The sequence below is a fragment of the Shewanella algae genome (genome assembly GCF_009183365.2).
GTDB classification, from domain to species: domain Bacteria; phylum Pseudomonadota; class Gammaproteobacteria; order Enterobacterales; family Shewanellaceae; genus Shewanella; species Shewanella algae.
The window spans coordinates 4,815,417-4,832,608 of the sequence record NZ_CP068230.1; the positions used below are offsets into that span (position 1 = coordinate 4,815,417).

General features: G+C 52.6%; 10 protein-coding genes. 6 read left to right on the forward strand and 4 right to left on the reverse strand.

Annotated elements, in window-relative coordinates:
- The first annotated feature begins 123 nt into the window (after window positions 1-123).
- Entirely contained in the window at window positions 124-699 is a 576-nt protein-coding gene (locus E1N14_RS21535) for a phage tail protein (protein WP_025009104.1), read from the forward strand.
- Window positions 700-790: 91 nt separating this feature from the next.
- Complete coding sequence (locus E1N14_RS21540; RefSeq protein ID WP_152134848.1) at window positions 791-7,747, forward strand: Ig-like domain-containing protein; 6,957 nt, start codon at window positions 791-793, stop codon at window positions 7,745-7,747.
- Window positions 7,748-7,830: 83 nt separating this feature from the next.
- Here the strand turns inward: E1N14_RS21540 and E1N14_RS21545 are convergent, their stop codons facing one another.
- Window positions 7,831-9,927, reverse strand: coding sequence for a M13 family metallopeptidase (locus tag E1N14_RS21545; RefSeq protein ID WP_062793663.1), 2,097 nt, complete (start codon window positions 9,925-9,927; stop codon window positions 7,831-7,833).
- A gap of 262 nt (window positions 9,928-10,189) precedes the next feature.
- Between E1N14_RS21545 and E1N14_RS21550 the strand changes: the two genes are divergently transcribed.
- The 4 genes from E1N14_RS21550 (at window position 10,190) to E1N14_RS21565 (ending at window position 14,037) form a co-directional block, all read left to right on the forward strand.
- Complete coding sequence (locus E1N14_RS21550) at window positions 10,190-10,957, forward strand: hypothetical protein (protein WP_152134847.1); 768 nt, start codon at window positions 10,190-10,192, stop codon at window positions 10,955-10,957.
- A gap of 526 nt (window positions 10,958-11,483) precedes the next feature.
- Window positions 11,484-12,965 (forward strand): alkaline phosphatase D family protein, encoded by a 1,482-nt coding sequence (locus E1N14_RS21555; RefSeq protein WP_025009097.1) that lies wholly within the window; start codon window positions 11,484-11,486, stop codon window positions 12,963-12,965.
- Window positions 12,966-13,000: 35 nt separating this feature from the next.
- Window positions 13,001-13,765, forward strand: a complete 765-nt coding sequence (locus tag E1N14_RS21560; RefSeq protein WP_025009096.1) for a hypothetical protein — start codon at window positions 13,001-13,003, stop codon at window positions 13,763-13,765.
- 17 nt (window positions 13,766-13,782) lie between these two features.
- Window positions 13,783-14,037, forward strand: coding sequence for a hypothetical protein (locus E1N14_RS21565; protein ID WP_062793661.1), 255 nt, complete (start codon window positions 13,783-13,785; stop codon window positions 14,035-14,037).
- A gap of 199 nt (window positions 14,038-14,236) precedes the next feature.
- Here E1N14_RS21565 and gorA read toward each other — a convergent pair whose 3' ends face one another.
- The 3 genes from gorA to E1N14_RS21580 all read right to left on the reverse strand — a co-directional run bounded on the left by gorA (window position 14,237) and on the right by E1N14_RS21580 (window position 17,036).
- The gene (gene gorA / locus E1N14_RS21570) at window positions 14,237-15,595 is read right to left on the reverse strand and encodes a glutathione-disulfide reductase (RefSeq protein WP_025009095.1); all 1,359 of its coding nucleotides are present in this window, start codon (window positions 15,593-15,595) and stop codon (window positions 14,237-14,239) included.
- Between the two features lie 128 nt (window positions 15,596-15,723).
- On the reverse strand, window positions 15,724-16,248 hold the full coding sequence (locus E1N14_RS21575) for a hypothetical protein (RefSeq protein WP_025009094.1): 525 nt from the start codon (window positions 16,246-16,248) through the stop codon (window positions 15,724-15,726).
- 80 nt (window positions 16,249-16,328) lie between these two features.
- Complete coding sequence (locus E1N14_RS21580; protein ID WP_025009093.1) at window positions 16,329-17,036, reverse strand: hypothetical protein; 708 nt, start codon at window positions 17,034-17,036, stop codon at window positions 16,329-16,331.
- Between the last annotated feature and the right edge of the window lie 156 nt (window positions 17,037-17,192).

Consider the following 17,192-nt stretch of genomic DNA (forward strand, 5'->3'; position numbering starts at 1 on the left):
TCCAGACTTGTGTACCAGTGTTTATGGAGACCAGTCACTGCCTCGCAGCGACACCTCTAGGTAAATGGACATCATCAAGAGGGCTTGCTCAAGCCAAGCCTTCATTTTCAAGGAGTGAATATCATGGCAGACAACTTTATCGGCGAAATTCGTATGGTGGGCTTCAACTATGCTCCGCCAGGTTGGGCACTGTGCGACGGACAGACAATAAGCATTGCCAGTAATACGGCTTTATTCTCTTTATTGGGCACTATGTATGGCGGTGATGGAGTAAGCACTTTTAAGCTGCCGGATCTTCGCGGCCGGGTACCCGTCAGCTTTGGCCAGAGTCCAGGCACCAGTTTATACAACCAAGGGCAGATGCTTGGAGCCGAGGATACCAATCTGACAATAGCCCAGTTGCCCGCCCATAACCACGCCATTGACTCAATCAATGCCAGTGTCAGCCCACTGGCATCCACCGGCAGCGGCACCACTGATGAGCCTGGTCCCAATACGGTACCGGCCAAGATTGCCAGCGGTCTCAATGCGCTGGAAGCATACAGCACCACGGCGGACACCAGTATGCAACCGTCACCAGTCAGCTTGGATGGCAACACAAACACAACGGGCAACAGTGACACTGTCGACTTGCGCCAGCCGTTAACCGTGGTGAACTTCATCATTGCCTTACAAGGCATTTACCCTCCCAGAACATAAAGCATCACAATCAACGGCAGTTGGAAGTGTGCTTTCCTGCTGCCGTTGAATTGCTCAAGCTAACACCGGACTATTCAGGGCTGCCAAAACCATGAACTCTTTAATACGGATATTAAGCCTGGTGACATTGTTGCTGTTGCCATTTGTACAAGCAAAGAGTGTCACCGAACCAGGGACAAAGGCTGAGCTCATCTTGGTCGATGCCACAATCTCTCAATATCAAACCTTGCTGGAACAGGCATCTACCACGGCCCTCACCTCTAAACCCATTACCGAACTGACCGAACTCAACGCCTTGATAGCCCAAGACAAGAAGTACTCGGGTTTACACTTGATCACTCACGGTCAAAGCGGCAAAATACTGTTGGCAGGCCACAAGTTGGCGCCGCGGGAACTAGCCACCCAGTTGGATCAACTGCTACTACCGGGTGCCCCCCTCTATCTGTACGCCTGTAACTTGGCTCAGGATCCAAAGGGCCAAGCCTTTGTCGATAATCTGGCCTCGATTTTAGCCCGGCCCGTATTGGCCTCAACCAACGCCACAGGCAACAAGCGTCTTGGCGGTGATTGGCAACTCGAATACTCCACCTCCTCGACCATGGCTGCCAGAACATTGTTTTCCGGTGACGTGAGAGGATTTAATACGCTATTGTCCAACACAGCTTACGAATTCTCCGACGGTGATGCGGTTACCCTCACCAATGCCGCCTCTGCACTCGCCAATGACAGCACCTTTACCCTGGAAATGTGGGCCAATTTTTCCAGCACCTCAGGCATCATCAATCTGATGGATATTACCGGCTCACTCGATGCCGGTGGTTTTATCATATATAACAATACAATGACGGTTGATCTGAGCGGCGACTTCAGCTCTTTGACCCAAAGTAATCCAATCACTATTTCAACCAATGTCTGGTATCACTTTGCTTTTATCTTCAACAACGGCCAGTGGGATTTTTATCTGGATGGCCAAGCCACAGGTATTGGTGTTGCCGACATGGGTGGCAACAACACAGTGCCGGATTATCAAGCGGCAAACGTCAACAACCTGGTCGCCGGTCGTCAAAATCATGGTGCGGTAAACAACTTTACCGGCAAAATAGATGACATCCGCCTTTGGAGCACGGCGCGGACTCAAACCGAAATTCAAAATAACCGCCAGCTCGAGCTGGCGGGCAATGAAACCGGCTTGATTGGCTACTGGAAACTCAACGAAACCAGCGGCACAGTTGTCAATGACAGCCAAACCAATGGTTCCATACTCCAGGGAAGCAGCAGTGGTGTTACATTGGGTGTCACTGGAGCCTTCAGCGGTAATCAAAGCCCAACAGATATCTCGCTTTCCAACAACTCCGTCAGCCAAAGCGGCGGCAGCAATGCTGTGGTGGGCACCCTGACAACCACGGATGCCGATGTTGGTGACAGTTTCAGTTATGCCTTGATTGCCGGTAGTGGTGACACCAACAATGGCAGCTTCAATCTCAGTGGTGATTCCCTCAGAGCCAACAATGCCTCCACCTTGGTTGGCGGTAGTTATAGCATCCGGGTGCAGACGACAGATTCAGGCAATGCCACATTTGAAAAAGCCTTTAGCATCACAGTGGTGGATGACCTTGCTCCGGAAGTGACCGGAATTACTATCGATGGCTCACCCGCAGATACCGCAACCAGCATCAGTTACACAGTTAGTTTCAATGAATTGGCCAATAATATCTCGACCGACGACTTTAACCTGACCAACACTGGCTCTGCCGCAGGTAATATTGCGTCGGTATCCGCCAGCTCAGGCACCAGCGTTACTGTAACTATCAACAATATCAGCGGTAACGGTTCGCTGCGCCTGGATCTGAAAGCAGCAACCAACATCAGCGATGCTCAGGCCAACAGTGGGCCGGCAGCCTACACCTCTGGCGATGTTCATACTGTTGCCGTCCCTACTGTTCCCGGAGCCCCCATCATAGGCACAGCATCTGCCTTGGATGGTCAAGCCGTGGTCAACTTCTCGGCGCCGGCAAGTGATGGTGGTTCTGCGATTACCTCATACCAAGTGACTTCATCTCCAGGCGGGATCACCGCCAGTGGCGCCAACTCGCCAATAGGGGTTGCAGGACTGACCAACGGCACGAGTTATACCTTTACTGTGCAGGCCATCAATGCCGTGGGTACAAGCTCGCCATCCGCACCATCCAACTCGGTAGTCCCAAAGGCAAACCAGACCATCAGCTTCAACAACCCGGGGGCGCAGGACTTTGGCACCACGCCAACCCTTGCGGCCACCGCCAGCTCAGGGCTGACGCCTGTGTTCAGCTCCAGTACCTCTGGGGTCTGTACCATCACGGCCTCCGGCACCTTAACCTTTGTCACCACGGGTAATTGCAGTATCGATGCTGATCAGCCCGGAGACAGCAGCTACAATGCGGCGCCCACAGTGACCCAGGGCTTTACGGTCAATGCCGTGGTGCCCGGAGCGCCCACGTCCGTCAACGCCGTTGCCTCTGATGCCAGCGCCACAGTCAGTTTCAGTGCCCCGGCAAGTACCGGCGGCGCGGCGATCAGCAGTTACACAGTCACCTCAAGCCAGGGTGGTTTCACCGCCAGCGGTACTGGTTCGCCACTGACAGTTAGCGGCCTGAGCAACGGCACCGACTATAGCTTTACTGTCAGCGCCAACAACACAGCGGGTACGGGCCCGGCCTCAAGCCCCTCCAATACTGTGACCCCCAAGGCAAACCAGACCATCAGCTTCAGCAACCCGGGGGCGCAGAGCTTTGACAGCGCGCCCACACTCACAGCCACCGCCAGCTCAGGGCTAACACCTGTGTTCAGCTCCAGTACCACTGGGGTCTGTACCATCTCGGCCTCCGGCACCTTAACCTTTGTCACCACGGGTAATTGCAGTATCGATGCCGATCAGCCCGGAGACAGCAGCTACAATGCGGCGCCCACAGTGACCCAGAGCTTTACGGTCAATGCCGTGGTGCCCGGAGCGCCCACGTCGGTCAGCGCCGTTGCCTCTGACGCCAGCGCCACGGTCAGTTTCAGCGCCCCGGCAAGTACCGGCGGCGCGGCGATCAGCAGTTACACAGTCACCTCAAGCCCGGGAGGCCTCACCGCCAGCGGCGCCGGCTCTCCACTGACAGTCAGCGGCCTGAGCAATGGCACCGACTATAGCTTTACGGTTAGCGCCAGCAACACAGCAGGCACGGGCCCGACTTCAAGCCCCTCCAATACCGTAACCCCCAAGGCAAGCCAGAGCATTAGCTTCAACAACCCGGGGGCGCAGAGTTTTGGTACCACGCCAACCCTTACGGCCACAGCCAGTTCAGGGCTGACGCCAGTGTTCAGCTCCAACAGCACTGGAGTCTGTACCATCACAACTACCGGCACTCTCAGCTTTGTCAGTGCGGGCAGTTGCAGCATTAACGCCGACCAAGCCGGGGACAGCGGCTACAATGCGGCGCCTACTGTGACCCAGAGCTTTACAGTCAATGCTGTGGTGCCCGGCGCGCCGATGTCTGTCAACGCCGTTGCCTCTGATGCCAGCGCCACAGTCAGTTTCAGTGCCCCGGCAAGTACCGGCGGCGCGGCGATCAGCAGTTACACAGTCACCTCAAGCCCGGGCGGCCTCACCGCCAGCGGCACCACCTCACCGCTGACGGTTAGCGGTCTGAGCAACGGCACCGGCTACAGCTTTACCGTCAGCGCCAGCAACATCGCAGGCACAGGCCCGGCCTCAAGCCCCTCCAATACGGTAACCCCAGAGCCGGATAACAAGGCCCCCAGTATTTCAGGTACTCCAGCCGGCAGCGTAGATCAGGATAGCTATTACAGCTTTATCCCCACGGCCACAGATCCGGATCAGGATCCTCTGACGTTCAGCATCAGCAACAAACCGGCCTGGGCCAGTTTCAACACGGCAAGCGGCGAGCTCAGTGGTACTCCACTGCGGGAGCATGTAGGCGTTAGTGACAACATCATTATCCGAGTCACGGATGGTGCGCTCAGTACAGATTTGGCGCCCTTTAGTGTGGAAGTAAAGGCTGTCAATCAAGCGCCACAGGCCAACCACGACCGGATAACCCAAGACTTCAGCCAGGAAAATATCTATTTGCTCGATGTACTGGCCAACGACAGTGACCCAGATGACGATCCACTGACGATTGTGGATATCAGCACCAGTCTGGGCACTGCTACTGTACTGGGAGATAAGCTGCAACTGACAGTGCCGGAAAACTTCAATGGTCAGGTGCGACTCAGCTACAGCATCACGGACGGAGAGTTTTATGACAGTGCCAAGGTAAGCTTCAGCATAGAAGGCAGTAATCCAGAAGCCCCTGTCATCAATATCCCGGCCGATGTCACAGCCAACGCCACAGGTCTGTTTACCCGGGTAAACTTGGGTCGGGTCGGCGCCATCGACAGCGATGACAACCCCATTCCGGTATCCTTGTTGAACGGCTTCCCGTTTTTTGCTCCCGGCCAACATTTGGCTTACTGGAAAACCACAGATGGTAAGGGGGTAAGTGCCACAGCGTCGCAGTTGGTTACCGTGTACCCCAGGATTAACCTGGGAGCCTCAAAAACTGTCGCCAACTTCACTCGGGTGCAGGTGCCGGTTTTACTCAACGGCTCGGCCCCCGAGTATCCGATGGAAATCCGCTACAGTGTCAGCGGCGATGCGATTGCAGGTCAAGACCATGATCTCGCAAGCGGAAGCCTGCTCTTGAGTCAGGGAATGTCCACCAGCCTGGAGTTCAATGTTTTTGCCGACTTGACCGCCGGGCAACAAAAATCGCTGACAATCACCCTGGACGACGGCCAAAACCCCGGGCACAACGCCGCTACTGAAATACGCATCAGTAACAATAATCTGGCGCCCAACCTCAGCTTGAGCGCCAGTCAACAGGGTGAAATGCGCTCCAGTGTCAGCAGCTCGGATGGCTTGGTAACGGTAACGGCAGAAGTCGCTGACCCCAACCCGGCAGACAATATCAGCCTCAGTTGGTCCAGCGAGCCAGCGATGACAAACCTCTCGACCTCTGCAAACGAGTTCACCTTTGACCCCGCAACGCTGGCTCCAGGGATTATGACTCTGACATTGAACGCCATGGATGATGGTTCCCCCCAACTGGGAAGCAGCAAGAGTCTCAAGCTATTGCTGCTGGCACAGCTACCGGCTCTTGGGGAAACAGACGCCAACAACAACCGTTTACCGGATAGTGCCGAAGGCTATGGCGATCCGGACGGCAATGGTATTCCGGCCTATCTGCAGGGCGATCACCCTTGTAATGTAATCCCCGAACAGCTCAGCCGTCCCAATAGCTACCTGGCCGAGGCGCAACCCGGCATCTGCTCCCGTAAGGGGCTGCTAAGTCTACAGCGGCTGGATAACGGTATTGAGCTGGAAGATGGCTCAATGTTGCCAGATGACAGTGAAGGGAAAATTGTCGGAGGTTTATTCGACTTCGAACTCGAGGGCAGTGAGTATGGCGGCAATGTCAGCATAGTGATCCCGCAAGTTCAGGCGATACCGGCACAAGCTCAATACCGTAAATATGTCGCTTCCGGCTGGCAGGAGTTTGTAACAGATGCCAACAACCAGATATTTAGCAGCGCGGGAGAACCCGGATATTGTCCACCAATGGGTGATGCCAGCTGGCAGAGTGGCCTTACTGAAGGTCATTGGTGTGTGCAACTGCTTATTCAGGATGGTGGCCCCAACGACGGTGACGGCCAAGCTAATGGCACCATAGTCGACCCGGGCGGCGTTGCCGTGAAGCTGTCAGCCAACCAAGCCCCCATAGCCCAGGCTGACAGCTTTAGTTTGCCATGGAATCAGCAACATCTGCTGGACGTACTGGCCAACGATAATGATGCCGATAACGACAGCCTCTATCTGGTGCAGGCCAGTGTCTCTATCGGTGAGATCAGTGTCAGTGACGACAAGCTCAGCCTGATGTACACGCCGCCGGAAGACTTTATCGGCAACGCGCAGCTGAGTTATACCGTCAGCGACGGCATGGGTGGTACGGCAATGAGCCATGCAGAGCTGGTTGTCTTTTACAACAGGGCACCAGTGGTGAATGACAGCATCGCCAGCACGGATGACAGGACGGCGATAGAGCTGGATGTATTGAGCACTGCCAGTGACCCGGATGGCGACAGCCTGACGCTGGAAAGCGCTGTGGCTCAATCCGGTAGCGTCAGCATCACCACATCACAGACGCTGAGCTATCAACCTAAGACCGGCTTTGCGGGCACAGACATCATCAGCTTCAGTGTCAGTGATGGCAACGGCGCCTCGGCAACCGCTCAGGTAGTGGTGACGGTCAGAGCCTATCAAGAGGTTGTGGTGGAAAACCGCTCTTCCGGCGGGGCGGTCGCCCCCTGGGCCTTGGCACTAATGCTGTTGATGGCAGGATTCAGGCGCTTAAGCCTGCGTTTGGCAAGCCTGCCGCTGTTGCTACTACTGGCAATTGGGGTCAGTTTCAATGCCCAGGCACGCTGGTCTGTGAACCTCAACTTGGGTTACAGCCATGCCCGCCTCTCAGAGTCGGATATCAACCAAGCCTTACCGGCAGAGGTCAAACTGACGGAGTTGGACAAAGATGATTTCGCCTGGTCAATGGCGCTGAACTACCAGGTTAATGATGCGTGGGCGCTGCAGTTTGGCTATCTTGATTTGGGCGAAACCTCACTCATGCTGGCCGGCAGCACACTCGACCCACAGGCCTTGCAGCAATCACTTGCCAACCTTGGGCCGCAACTGGCCTCCGGGGTAACTGCCGGAGCCGAATACCGCTTTTGGCGATATCGCGACTGGTCTTTCAGCCTCAACGGCGGGATATTTGTCTGGGAGAGCGACTTCAGCAGCCAGTGGCAACAGCAAGAGTTGCGTTATGACGACTCTGGCGTCGACTTCTACTGGGGTCTGGGTGGCCAATATCAACTCTCCGAACAGTGGGCGATCAGAGCCGATTACCGTCGTTATATGTTGGACAGAAATCAGGTAGACGGTGTCTTTCTTGGTCTGGAGTTCTTTTTCTGAGTTTGGATTAGCGCAGGATTGGGCTTAAGCGATCCGCCAAGATGTAAGAAGACCGCCTGATGGCGGTCTTCTTATCGGTAGGCTTACCAGATCCTGACTCTGTCCTCTGGCACCAGATAGAGCGCATCTGCGGGTTTGACATCGAAGGCGCTATACCAGGCATCCAGATTGCGCACAGTCAGGGCCCGGTAGTTGCCGGGAGCATGACCATCGGTGGCAATGCGTTGGCGCATGGCCTGATCTCGCATCTTGGTTGCCCAAGTTTGGGCATAACCGATAAAGAAACGTTGATCACCGCTAAAACCGCCAATAACAGGCGCTTCTTTGCCATTGAGTGACGCCCGGTAAGCATCGTAAGCGGCAGCCAATCCGGCTACATCAGCGATATTCTCCCCCAGGGTCAGTTTGCCGTTGACATGCAAGTCGGGGAAAGGCGCATACTTGTCGAACTGCTTGGCCAGGGCGTCCCCTTGGGCGGCGAAATGCTCAAAGTCCGCCTGAGTCCACCAATTGCGCATAGCGCCGCTGGAATCGAAAGCCGCCCCATTATTATCAAAGCTGTGGCTGATCTCATGGCCGATGACCGCCCCTATGGCACCATAGTTATAGGCATCGTCGGCCGTGGCATCAAAAAACGGCGGTTGCAGTATCCCGGCCGGGAAATTGAGCGCGTTTTGCACCGGCAGGTTTACCGCATTGACTATCTGGGCGTTCATCCACCATTCCCCTTTATCTTGGGGCTTGCCTATTTTGGCCAATTGATGAGCGTATTCGGCCTGTTCACCGGCCACGGCATTGGCATAAGCACTCTGCCCCACCTGATAATGGCTGTAATCACGCCAATTATCCGGATAGCCCACACTCACCACCAGAGTATCAACCTTGGCCAGAGCTTCCTGTTTGGTGGCCGGTGCCAGCCAATCAATCGCCTCAACCCGGCCATGGAAGGCATCGACTATGTTATCCACCAACTCGCTGACCTTGGCCTTGGCCGACGCCGGGAAATAACGGCTCACATAGGCGCGGCCAACAGCATCTCCCAGATAATTATCCAACGCCTCCAAGGCGCGCTTATCGCGGCTGCGTTGCATAGGCGTGCCTGACAAGGTCGTGCCATAGAAGGCAAAGTGCGCCTGATCCAGCGCCGAAGGCAAGACATCTGTGTGGCTATTGATCTGGTGGAACAGCAACCAATCTTGCCAACTCGCCAGCGGCTCGGAAGCTACCAAGGCCGAGAGTGCGCGGATGGCAGAGCCATGATAAGCGGCAAAGCGTGGCTGCTGGCCAAGTTGCGCGGCCTCAAAGAATGCCTGCCAGTCGATACCCGGGGCCTTGGTGTCAAAGTCAGCCCGGCTCCAAACTGCGGATGATTTGGCAAAGTCTTCACTGTCTTCACGGCTGACGTGGGCGGCAGCTATTTTCAGCTCCAGCGCGAATATTCGCTCGGCCCGTTCACCGGCATTGTCTATGCCGGCGGTTTGCAACAAGGTCTCGACATAGTGGCGATAAGCCTGCCGCAGTTGCTGCATCTTGGGATCGCCCGACAAATAGTATTCCCGCTCCGGCAATCCAAGCCCGCCCTGCAACAGATAGGGCAATACCTCTCCCGGAGTCGCCAGCCCTTGGGTGACAAATACCCCCAGCAGATTCTCAGTGTGATAGTCAGTGGCATTGAGCGGGTCAACATCGGCCCGTAAACTGGCTCCCAAGGCCGCCGATAGCGCCTGTTTGGTTTGCAGGGCTGCTATCTGCTTTTGGTAATTCGCCAATGGCTGCAGGCCGGCTTTTTCGATGGTATCAGTATTGGTATAGGCCAGATAAAAATCGGCAATTCGCGCTTCATCACTACCGGCAGCATGGGGCTTGGCCACCAGCTCAGCAATCAATTCGGCCTTGTGCTGCTCGGTCGATTCAAAAGCCACCAGAAAAGACCCAGTGGAAGCTCGGTCGGCAGGTATCTTGGTATCCCGCATCCATTGACCATTGGCGTAATTGTAGAAGTCATCTCCTGGTTTAATACTGGTATCCATGGCCACCAGATTGATGCCTATATTGGCCTCTCCCTGACGGGAAGCTACAGACGGCACCTTGGTTGAAGCAGTCTCTTGAGACTGGCAAGCAGCCAGGCCGCCAAGCAGGGCCGCGGCGGTAAACAGCGCGATTGCATTGGGCTTGAACATGCAAATTTCCTTGATCTTATTTATGGGGTTTCAGGCGTTTAATCTTCGAGTCTATCTCATTTCACCGCTTGGCGGCCAAGCAGAAAACTGTCACAAGATATGAGGCAGATTGCCCCCAGCGCATCCCTTAACCTCAAAAGCGTCTGAGGTAATTCCCACCCAAAAGGCGATAGGCAAAGGCGGATTTCTGGCTTATTGTGGAGAAGCTGTTCAACCTACTGTAGAAACCTCAAGCCAAGATGGCTTAACAAAGGAAATAACCATGAAATGGATTTCAACCACAACCTGGATCGGGTTAGCTGTCACGCTACTCTTTCTCTGCCTAACTCCCGTGATAATAGATGAAGTACTTATTCGAGAAGTGGGGATGAGCCAAAGCGGCGCTGAAAAGCTGCAACTACTCTTCTTGAGTGCCTTTATCGTACTGTGCCTCTGTTTGTTTACTTTCCGTCGTTATCAAAAACTGACGCTGACCATGGCAATCATTGCCAGCCTTCCCTTTATTCCCTGGAGTATATTTTTCCTCGATGGCCTAGGAAACGATATGAAGCGTTATCGCTTCCGCAACCTGCAAAAGAGCGACCCTGAGGAGGTGAAGCAGCATCATACAGTGTTTAAATATGCCGATATTACCGGGGGCACAGCAATCATGATGGCTATAGGCGTGCTCATGATGGGCTTCGGGTCGGCGGTAGGGGGCTTTATGGCTTTCGCCGCTTTATTCGCCATGATCAAATACCAGATCAAAAAATCCGGCTACCTGTTTGCCATAGTCAATGAAGGGATCTCCTTCTCACCCGACTCCAGTGGCAAACAGTTTTACTTGTTACCCTTAGATAAAATCACTCTGGGTTATCAGGACAGCAGCAAGTTGGCGCTCAAGGTTAGAGACGAGCAAGGGGTCAGTCATGAACTGAGAATTCTTTATGGCATGATAGATAAATCGCAGCGCGATGAAGCCCAACAGCAATTACTGGCTTGTCTGGAACCTCGGGGCTCGAAAGCACCGACACAAGCGGAAAGCCTTTAGCCTCGAGTAAAATGGCGCCTCGGCAATGACATTGAAGCCGCCGCAGACAACAAAAAAGCGCCCTTGGGCGCTTTTTTACAAGCTTGACTCAACGAGTCACAGCTTAACGCATAGTACTGGCTTACTCCCACATTACAACGGCACAGAAAATCTGGAAACCCTTACAATGCTTGGTGTTGATATCGGAATCTTGGGTTTCCAGAGTTTGTGTTAAATGGTCCTCGTCAGTGAGTATTTTTAATAACTTTTTCCAGATCTCTAAGCAAGCGAGCTTACATGTACTTCATTCTACGATTATTGAAAGCTGGCATTGTAGTGGTCAACTAAAATTGGCCACGACTAATTTTTTATCATGGAGCAATCGGCCAAGCGCAATGATTGTTACTGTGCTAGCTTTATTTCGTTTGATACTTTAAAACAAAAGCTTAATTTTCCCATACCAGCGCCGCATTCGTCGGCGGCTTTGCTTAAACAATTGGGTTGTATGTAGGGATTATTTCTAATCTTGTATATAAGGATATGACAAATGTCTAAAAAACTAATACTCGGCCCTGTACTGGGACTTGAGTCCGATACGCTCTATACCGTTACGTTTATCTCTGACAAAAATGCCAGCCAGGCATCTGTAACTTATGCAGATGGCCAAGAGACAGAGGCGGTGCTGATTGGCGAAATCTACTCAGGGCATGTCTGGCGTGCTGTATTAACCTTAGCCATGCAGGACAAGCGCCACGTCAACTACAGTATTTCAGTAGATGCAGAGCCTGCGGAAGACAAAGCCTGCAGAACTTTCTGGACGTTTTATGTGCCCGGTGCCAATGAGAAGCCCAAGTTTGCATACGCCTCATGTAACGGTTTCTCCGACTATAAAATGCTGACAACAACAGAGCAGCCATATCGCTTATGGAAAGACATGGCCACAGAGCACTTTACTAAACCGTTCTCCCTATTGTTATTAGGTGGAGATCAGGTATATGCCGATTCCATGTGGACGACACTGAGCACGCTGAAAGCCTGGAATGAGCTTCCACGGGAGGAGAAGGTTAATCGCAAAGCAACGAAAGACATGCGAACACAGTTAGATCGGTTCTACAGTGAGCTTTATGTCGATAGATGGAACAAAGAACCCATAGCTCATATGTTGGCATCTATTCCCTCTATCATGATGTGGGACGACCACGACATATTTGATGGTTGGGGCAGTTACCCGGACGATTTACAGAAGAAATGTGACGTATATCAAGCCATCTTTGCAGCAGCAAGAAAACACTTCTCTTTACTTCAGGTTCGGGGCAGAGACAACACAAGCTTATTGGCAACCGGGGACAATACACATTTCTCAATGGCGGTGCACTTTAGAGGATATAACATCCTCGCGTTGGACAATCGTTCTGAGCGTACGCTGCTGCAGGTCATGAGCAGTGAGCAGTGGAAAGACATCAAACAGTACTTAGAAAACGACTGCAACCACGGGGACTTGCTGGTTATGACTGCGGTACCCGTGGTGTACCGGGATTTTTCTTTTGCAGAAAGTGTCGTCGATTCTACACCGTGGGAAGAAGAGCTCACAGATGATTTAAAAGACCACTGGCGAGCTAAAGAGCATGAGGGGGAGCGCCTAAAACTTATCATGGCACTTTTGGACAATGCGAAAATACGAAATACCAAAACCGTACTGCTATCAGGTGATGTGCATGTTGGCTGCCTGGGCATTATCCGGGACTTACGTTCACAGCAGCCTATAAGTATTCACCAAGTGGTGTCTTCAGGCATTGTGCATCCCGCGCCAACTTACCTAGAATGGTTAGGCATACTGGCCGTCACAAATGATGACCTCGAATATTTGGAAGAAACCCGCTCCATCACGGCCGACATGTTGAAGCCGCAGGGCTCAAACAAATATATCCGCGCCCGCAATTTTGTAACGTTGCTCGAGGGGACAGATGCAAAACTCTGGGTCAACTGGATAAATGAAAGTAAAGATAAGCCTGCATTCCCGCTTCAGTAATGCGGGCATTGAAAACTGACATTTGAGAGAGATAAATGAAGAAAACCTATAAATTTATTCCACTGATGCTGCTTGTATTAAGTGGCTGTGTGTCGGCACCAAAGGAAACGGTAGAGTTAGCCGAAATCACGGACTATCAGGTCGCTGAGTTACAAAAGTCTCATGTGAAATTTGCTCAACTGTATTATGGCAAGCTTCGTGACGATGTTAACCGCTTTATAGATGAGAAATGGACACCTACGTTCTTATCGAAGGCGGTCAACAACCGTGCTTTTCGCTCCGATTTAGATGACGCCTACCTGACAAGTTCCATTTCTGTGGATGATGTTTCTGTGCAGTGGAGAGGTCGTGAGCTCCAAGAGCCTCAAAAGCGAATTGTGCTGGAGGGTGTGAAACAAGCTGTGGCTGCAGAGACCAGTAAGCTTGGACAAATCCTGATTGAGTGGTCTCAGGAAGCGCAATCCCAAATCAGCAAAAAGCGCAAATCATTACTTGACCCGCTCAATGAACAAGAAAGGTTTGTACTGGCGCAGATTAATAGTGCCTTTGCAGACTTGCAGCGCTCGCAGGCAACGATAAAAGCCTACTTATCTTCAGCTGTGGAGCTGAAAGAGAAGCAAGATCAGGTTATGTCTAAGCTGGTTGCTCTGGAGAAGGTCGAAAAAGTCATGACTAAAGTGACTGATGCCAACGACAAGTTATCAGACACATTGAACTCCGAAGATACGGATAAAGCCATCGAGAAGTTTTTGGAGCTAATCGAGTCGGCAAAGTCGCGCCTGCAAAACAATGATGATTAACATGGGAGAGCACTAAAATGGGACGATATGATCTGAGTGATGAAGCAAAAGCCACTGATCAAGAACTCAGTTCCGCGGCAGACAAACTTGTACAGCTGAGCGATAAGAAAATAGCAGAGTTGCTACCAAGACATGCTGACCAGAAAGAGCTAAAAAAAGTGATTGATGCCGTTAATCGGGCCAGTACTTCAAATGCTAAACGCACTGCCATAGCTAAGAATTTAAAGAACGTTTCAGAAGTTGTACGCAAAGTAATGAAAGCATTTATGTAGCAAAGGTACGGTGTTAAGGATAGAACCTGGATTTACGTGAGTGTAGTGACCAAATCATCGATGCATAAGCTTGCATTCATAACTCAAAATGGGGCATAAACGTGTTAGAAGAAGCTGTGTATCGATGAGTCGATGAATGAAGGCCAGAGAACGATGCTCTGGCCTATCAGTTTTTCTACAGTACGAACGGTTTTCTACATTAACCCCTCATAGTAACAAACTCTTCTGCGCCCGTTGGATGGATAGCGACCACGGCATCAAAGTCAGCCTTGGTGGCGCCCATCTTGATGGCAACGCCAAAACCCTGAAGGATTTCATCCATGCCAAAGCCAATACCATGAATCCCGACGACTTTTTCATCGGCGCCGGCACAAACCAGCTTCATCTTACAAGCCTGACGGTGAGCAGTAACCGCAGTGTACATGGAGGTAAAGGATGAAGTGTAGACCTTAACCTGATCCTCACCGAAGCGCTCTTTGGCCTCAGGCTCTGTCAGCCCCATGGTGCCAATTGGCGGGTGGCTGAAGACCACAGTCGGGATGCAGTCATAGTCCATCTTGGCATCCGGCATGGCGCCAAAGAGACGCTCTGACAGCAAGCGACCCGCCTTTACGGCAACCGGTGTCAGCTCCACTCCGCCCGCCATGATGTCACCGACACAGTAAACCCCTTTGGCGCTGGTGTTTTGCTGGGCATCAGTTATCACATATCCCTTGGGATCCAACTGCACATCGGTATTTTCAAGGCCGATATTGCCTGTGGCCGGTGCCCGACCTATGGCCCAGATAAGGCAGTCCACTGTGTACTCTTCAGCGTTTTCCAGCACCAGAGTCAGGCTGCCATCGGCATTTTTACGCACTTCCTTGGGAATACTCTGGGTATGCAGCGAAGGCCCTTCGCTGGCCATGGACTCCATCAGTGTTTCATAGAGCATGGGGTCGAAGTTACGCAGCGGCGCATGTTTGCGTACAAACAGATGGGTTTCACTGCCCAAGGCATGCAATACACCGGCAATTTCCACCGCGATATAACCGGCACCCACTACGGCTACCCGCTTGGGCTGTTCACGCAGGGCAAAGAAACCGTCCGAGTCTATGCCATGTTCTGCCCCGGGAATGTCGGGGATGCTGGGCGCGCCACCGGTCGCGATCAGAATATGCTCGGCACTGTAGTGTTCACCGTCGACCTCAATGGTGTGGTTATCAACAAAGCGGCCATAGCCGTTAACCACAGTGACCTTGTTGTTGGCCAGACCGCGTTCATAGGAGCCATGGATCCGTTCGATATAGGCTTCACGACTGGCCACCAAAGTGTTCCAGTCAAACAGGTTGACGCTGACATCAAAACCATAATCTTTGGCATAGAGATGCATGGCTTCGGCCACTTGGGCGCCATACCACATGACCTTCTTGGGCACACAGCCGACGTTGACGCAGGTACCACCCAGGTGTTTGGCTTCAATCAGCAACACCTTGGCGCCACGCATGGCGGCCCTGTTGGCTGACGCAATACCACCGCTGCCCGCACCCAGGCAGATATAGTCAAAATGTTGTGCCATGTTTATCTCCGTCGATTGATACAGATTCTTTCGCCCAACAGGGCGACCTCCCGTCTGGCGGGATACTTGTGAGCCATTGTAGGGGGATTCAGATCAAGTGACCAGACCAGAGTCTGCCGGTAAAAATTTCAGTGATACAAGGTGCAGCGCGAATAATCCTGGGTCTCAGGCCCTGAACCTGAGCACTTGAGGCAACGAAACTGCTGTTGATGCTCGCCGAGTTCAGCCTGCAAAAATCTGGCAGTGTGGGAATCTTTCTGCCTGAGGCGCCGCTCCAGCTCTGTCATTCGCTTATCCAACCAGCGACAACTGGGATCATCGGCGACTTGGCGGCGAGGCTTGGATGCCTTCTTTTTTCTGGATTTCGTTGGTTTACTGTCGCGCGAGGCCTTGGGCAAGGGCGCAGACTCATATTCAAGTGCGGCTTCAAACTGCTGTGGAATGGCAATAGGATTGCCCTCGCTGTCGAGCACTAACCCCAGAGGGAGCGAACCAGGCTCTTTGTCCGGGTTGCTGAGTTGCTTATCTATTGAGGACTCTGAACTCGACACTAGCTTCAGGTCTGAGCTTGATTCGGCCTGGGATTCAGCCAATGGGGCGACTCCAAACCAAAGGAGCAGGCAGCAAAGCCCGCCGATTCTGTAGGTTAACATTCCCTGTACTCCCGCATCGATCCTTCGACGCTGTTTGTCTTCACATCAGAGTCTAGAAGCTGCGGTGAATGTTAGCCAGTTTAAAACTGCCACTCCAGATGCAAGCCGGCATAAGACTGATCCAGGTCACCATGCCAATCCTCCTCTTGCGCCTGCTGCTTGATATCATCCTCCGCTATGCTGTGACTCAAATGCAAGGAAGCCACCAAAGAAGAGGTTAATGAGTAGCATGCCTCTACACCAAACTGCAGATGATTGGGGCCATCATGGGTCTGGCTGGCATAGCCAAAGTCGAATCCCTGGGTCACATAGGGGGTAAGAGTCAGTTGCTCGTTCACTTGCCAATGGCTGTGCAGGCTCAACTCAACAAAATAACCAGAGGCTTCAGTAGCATAGGTATAGTTAATCGATGGTGTCAGCCAGCTCAGCCCCTGATAGGCGAGATAGGCGTACACCTCATTGTCATGGGTGCGCTCATCACCGTAAAACTCCAGTCGCTGCATGCCGACACCGGCTTCCACTGATTCGAGTGGGTTGAAACAGTATTCCACCCCGGCATTGAGCTCGGCGTAGTTCACACTGTCGGCTCGACCAAACAACACGAAGGCCCCCAGGCCATCACGGCTATGGTGAATGCCACTCCAGGCAATCCCGCCCGCAGACAAGTTGTCACGCCCCTCGGAAATATAGCGGCTGTCCCACCCCAGCATGAGTTGGGTTTCGGCGGCCTCATCGGCCAATAATGGATTGCAGCACAGGAGTGCCAGCAACAAGAGCGGATAGCGCATAAAACGTACCAAACTTACAAAGTAAAGTTTATTTTATTCCACCACCCTATTATGTAAATGATAACGAATCGTGTTTTAGATCCAGTTATCATTTATGATTTTTTTGTGCATTGACGGTAGACTCTCATCCACGGCAGCAGTGACTAGTGACTCACG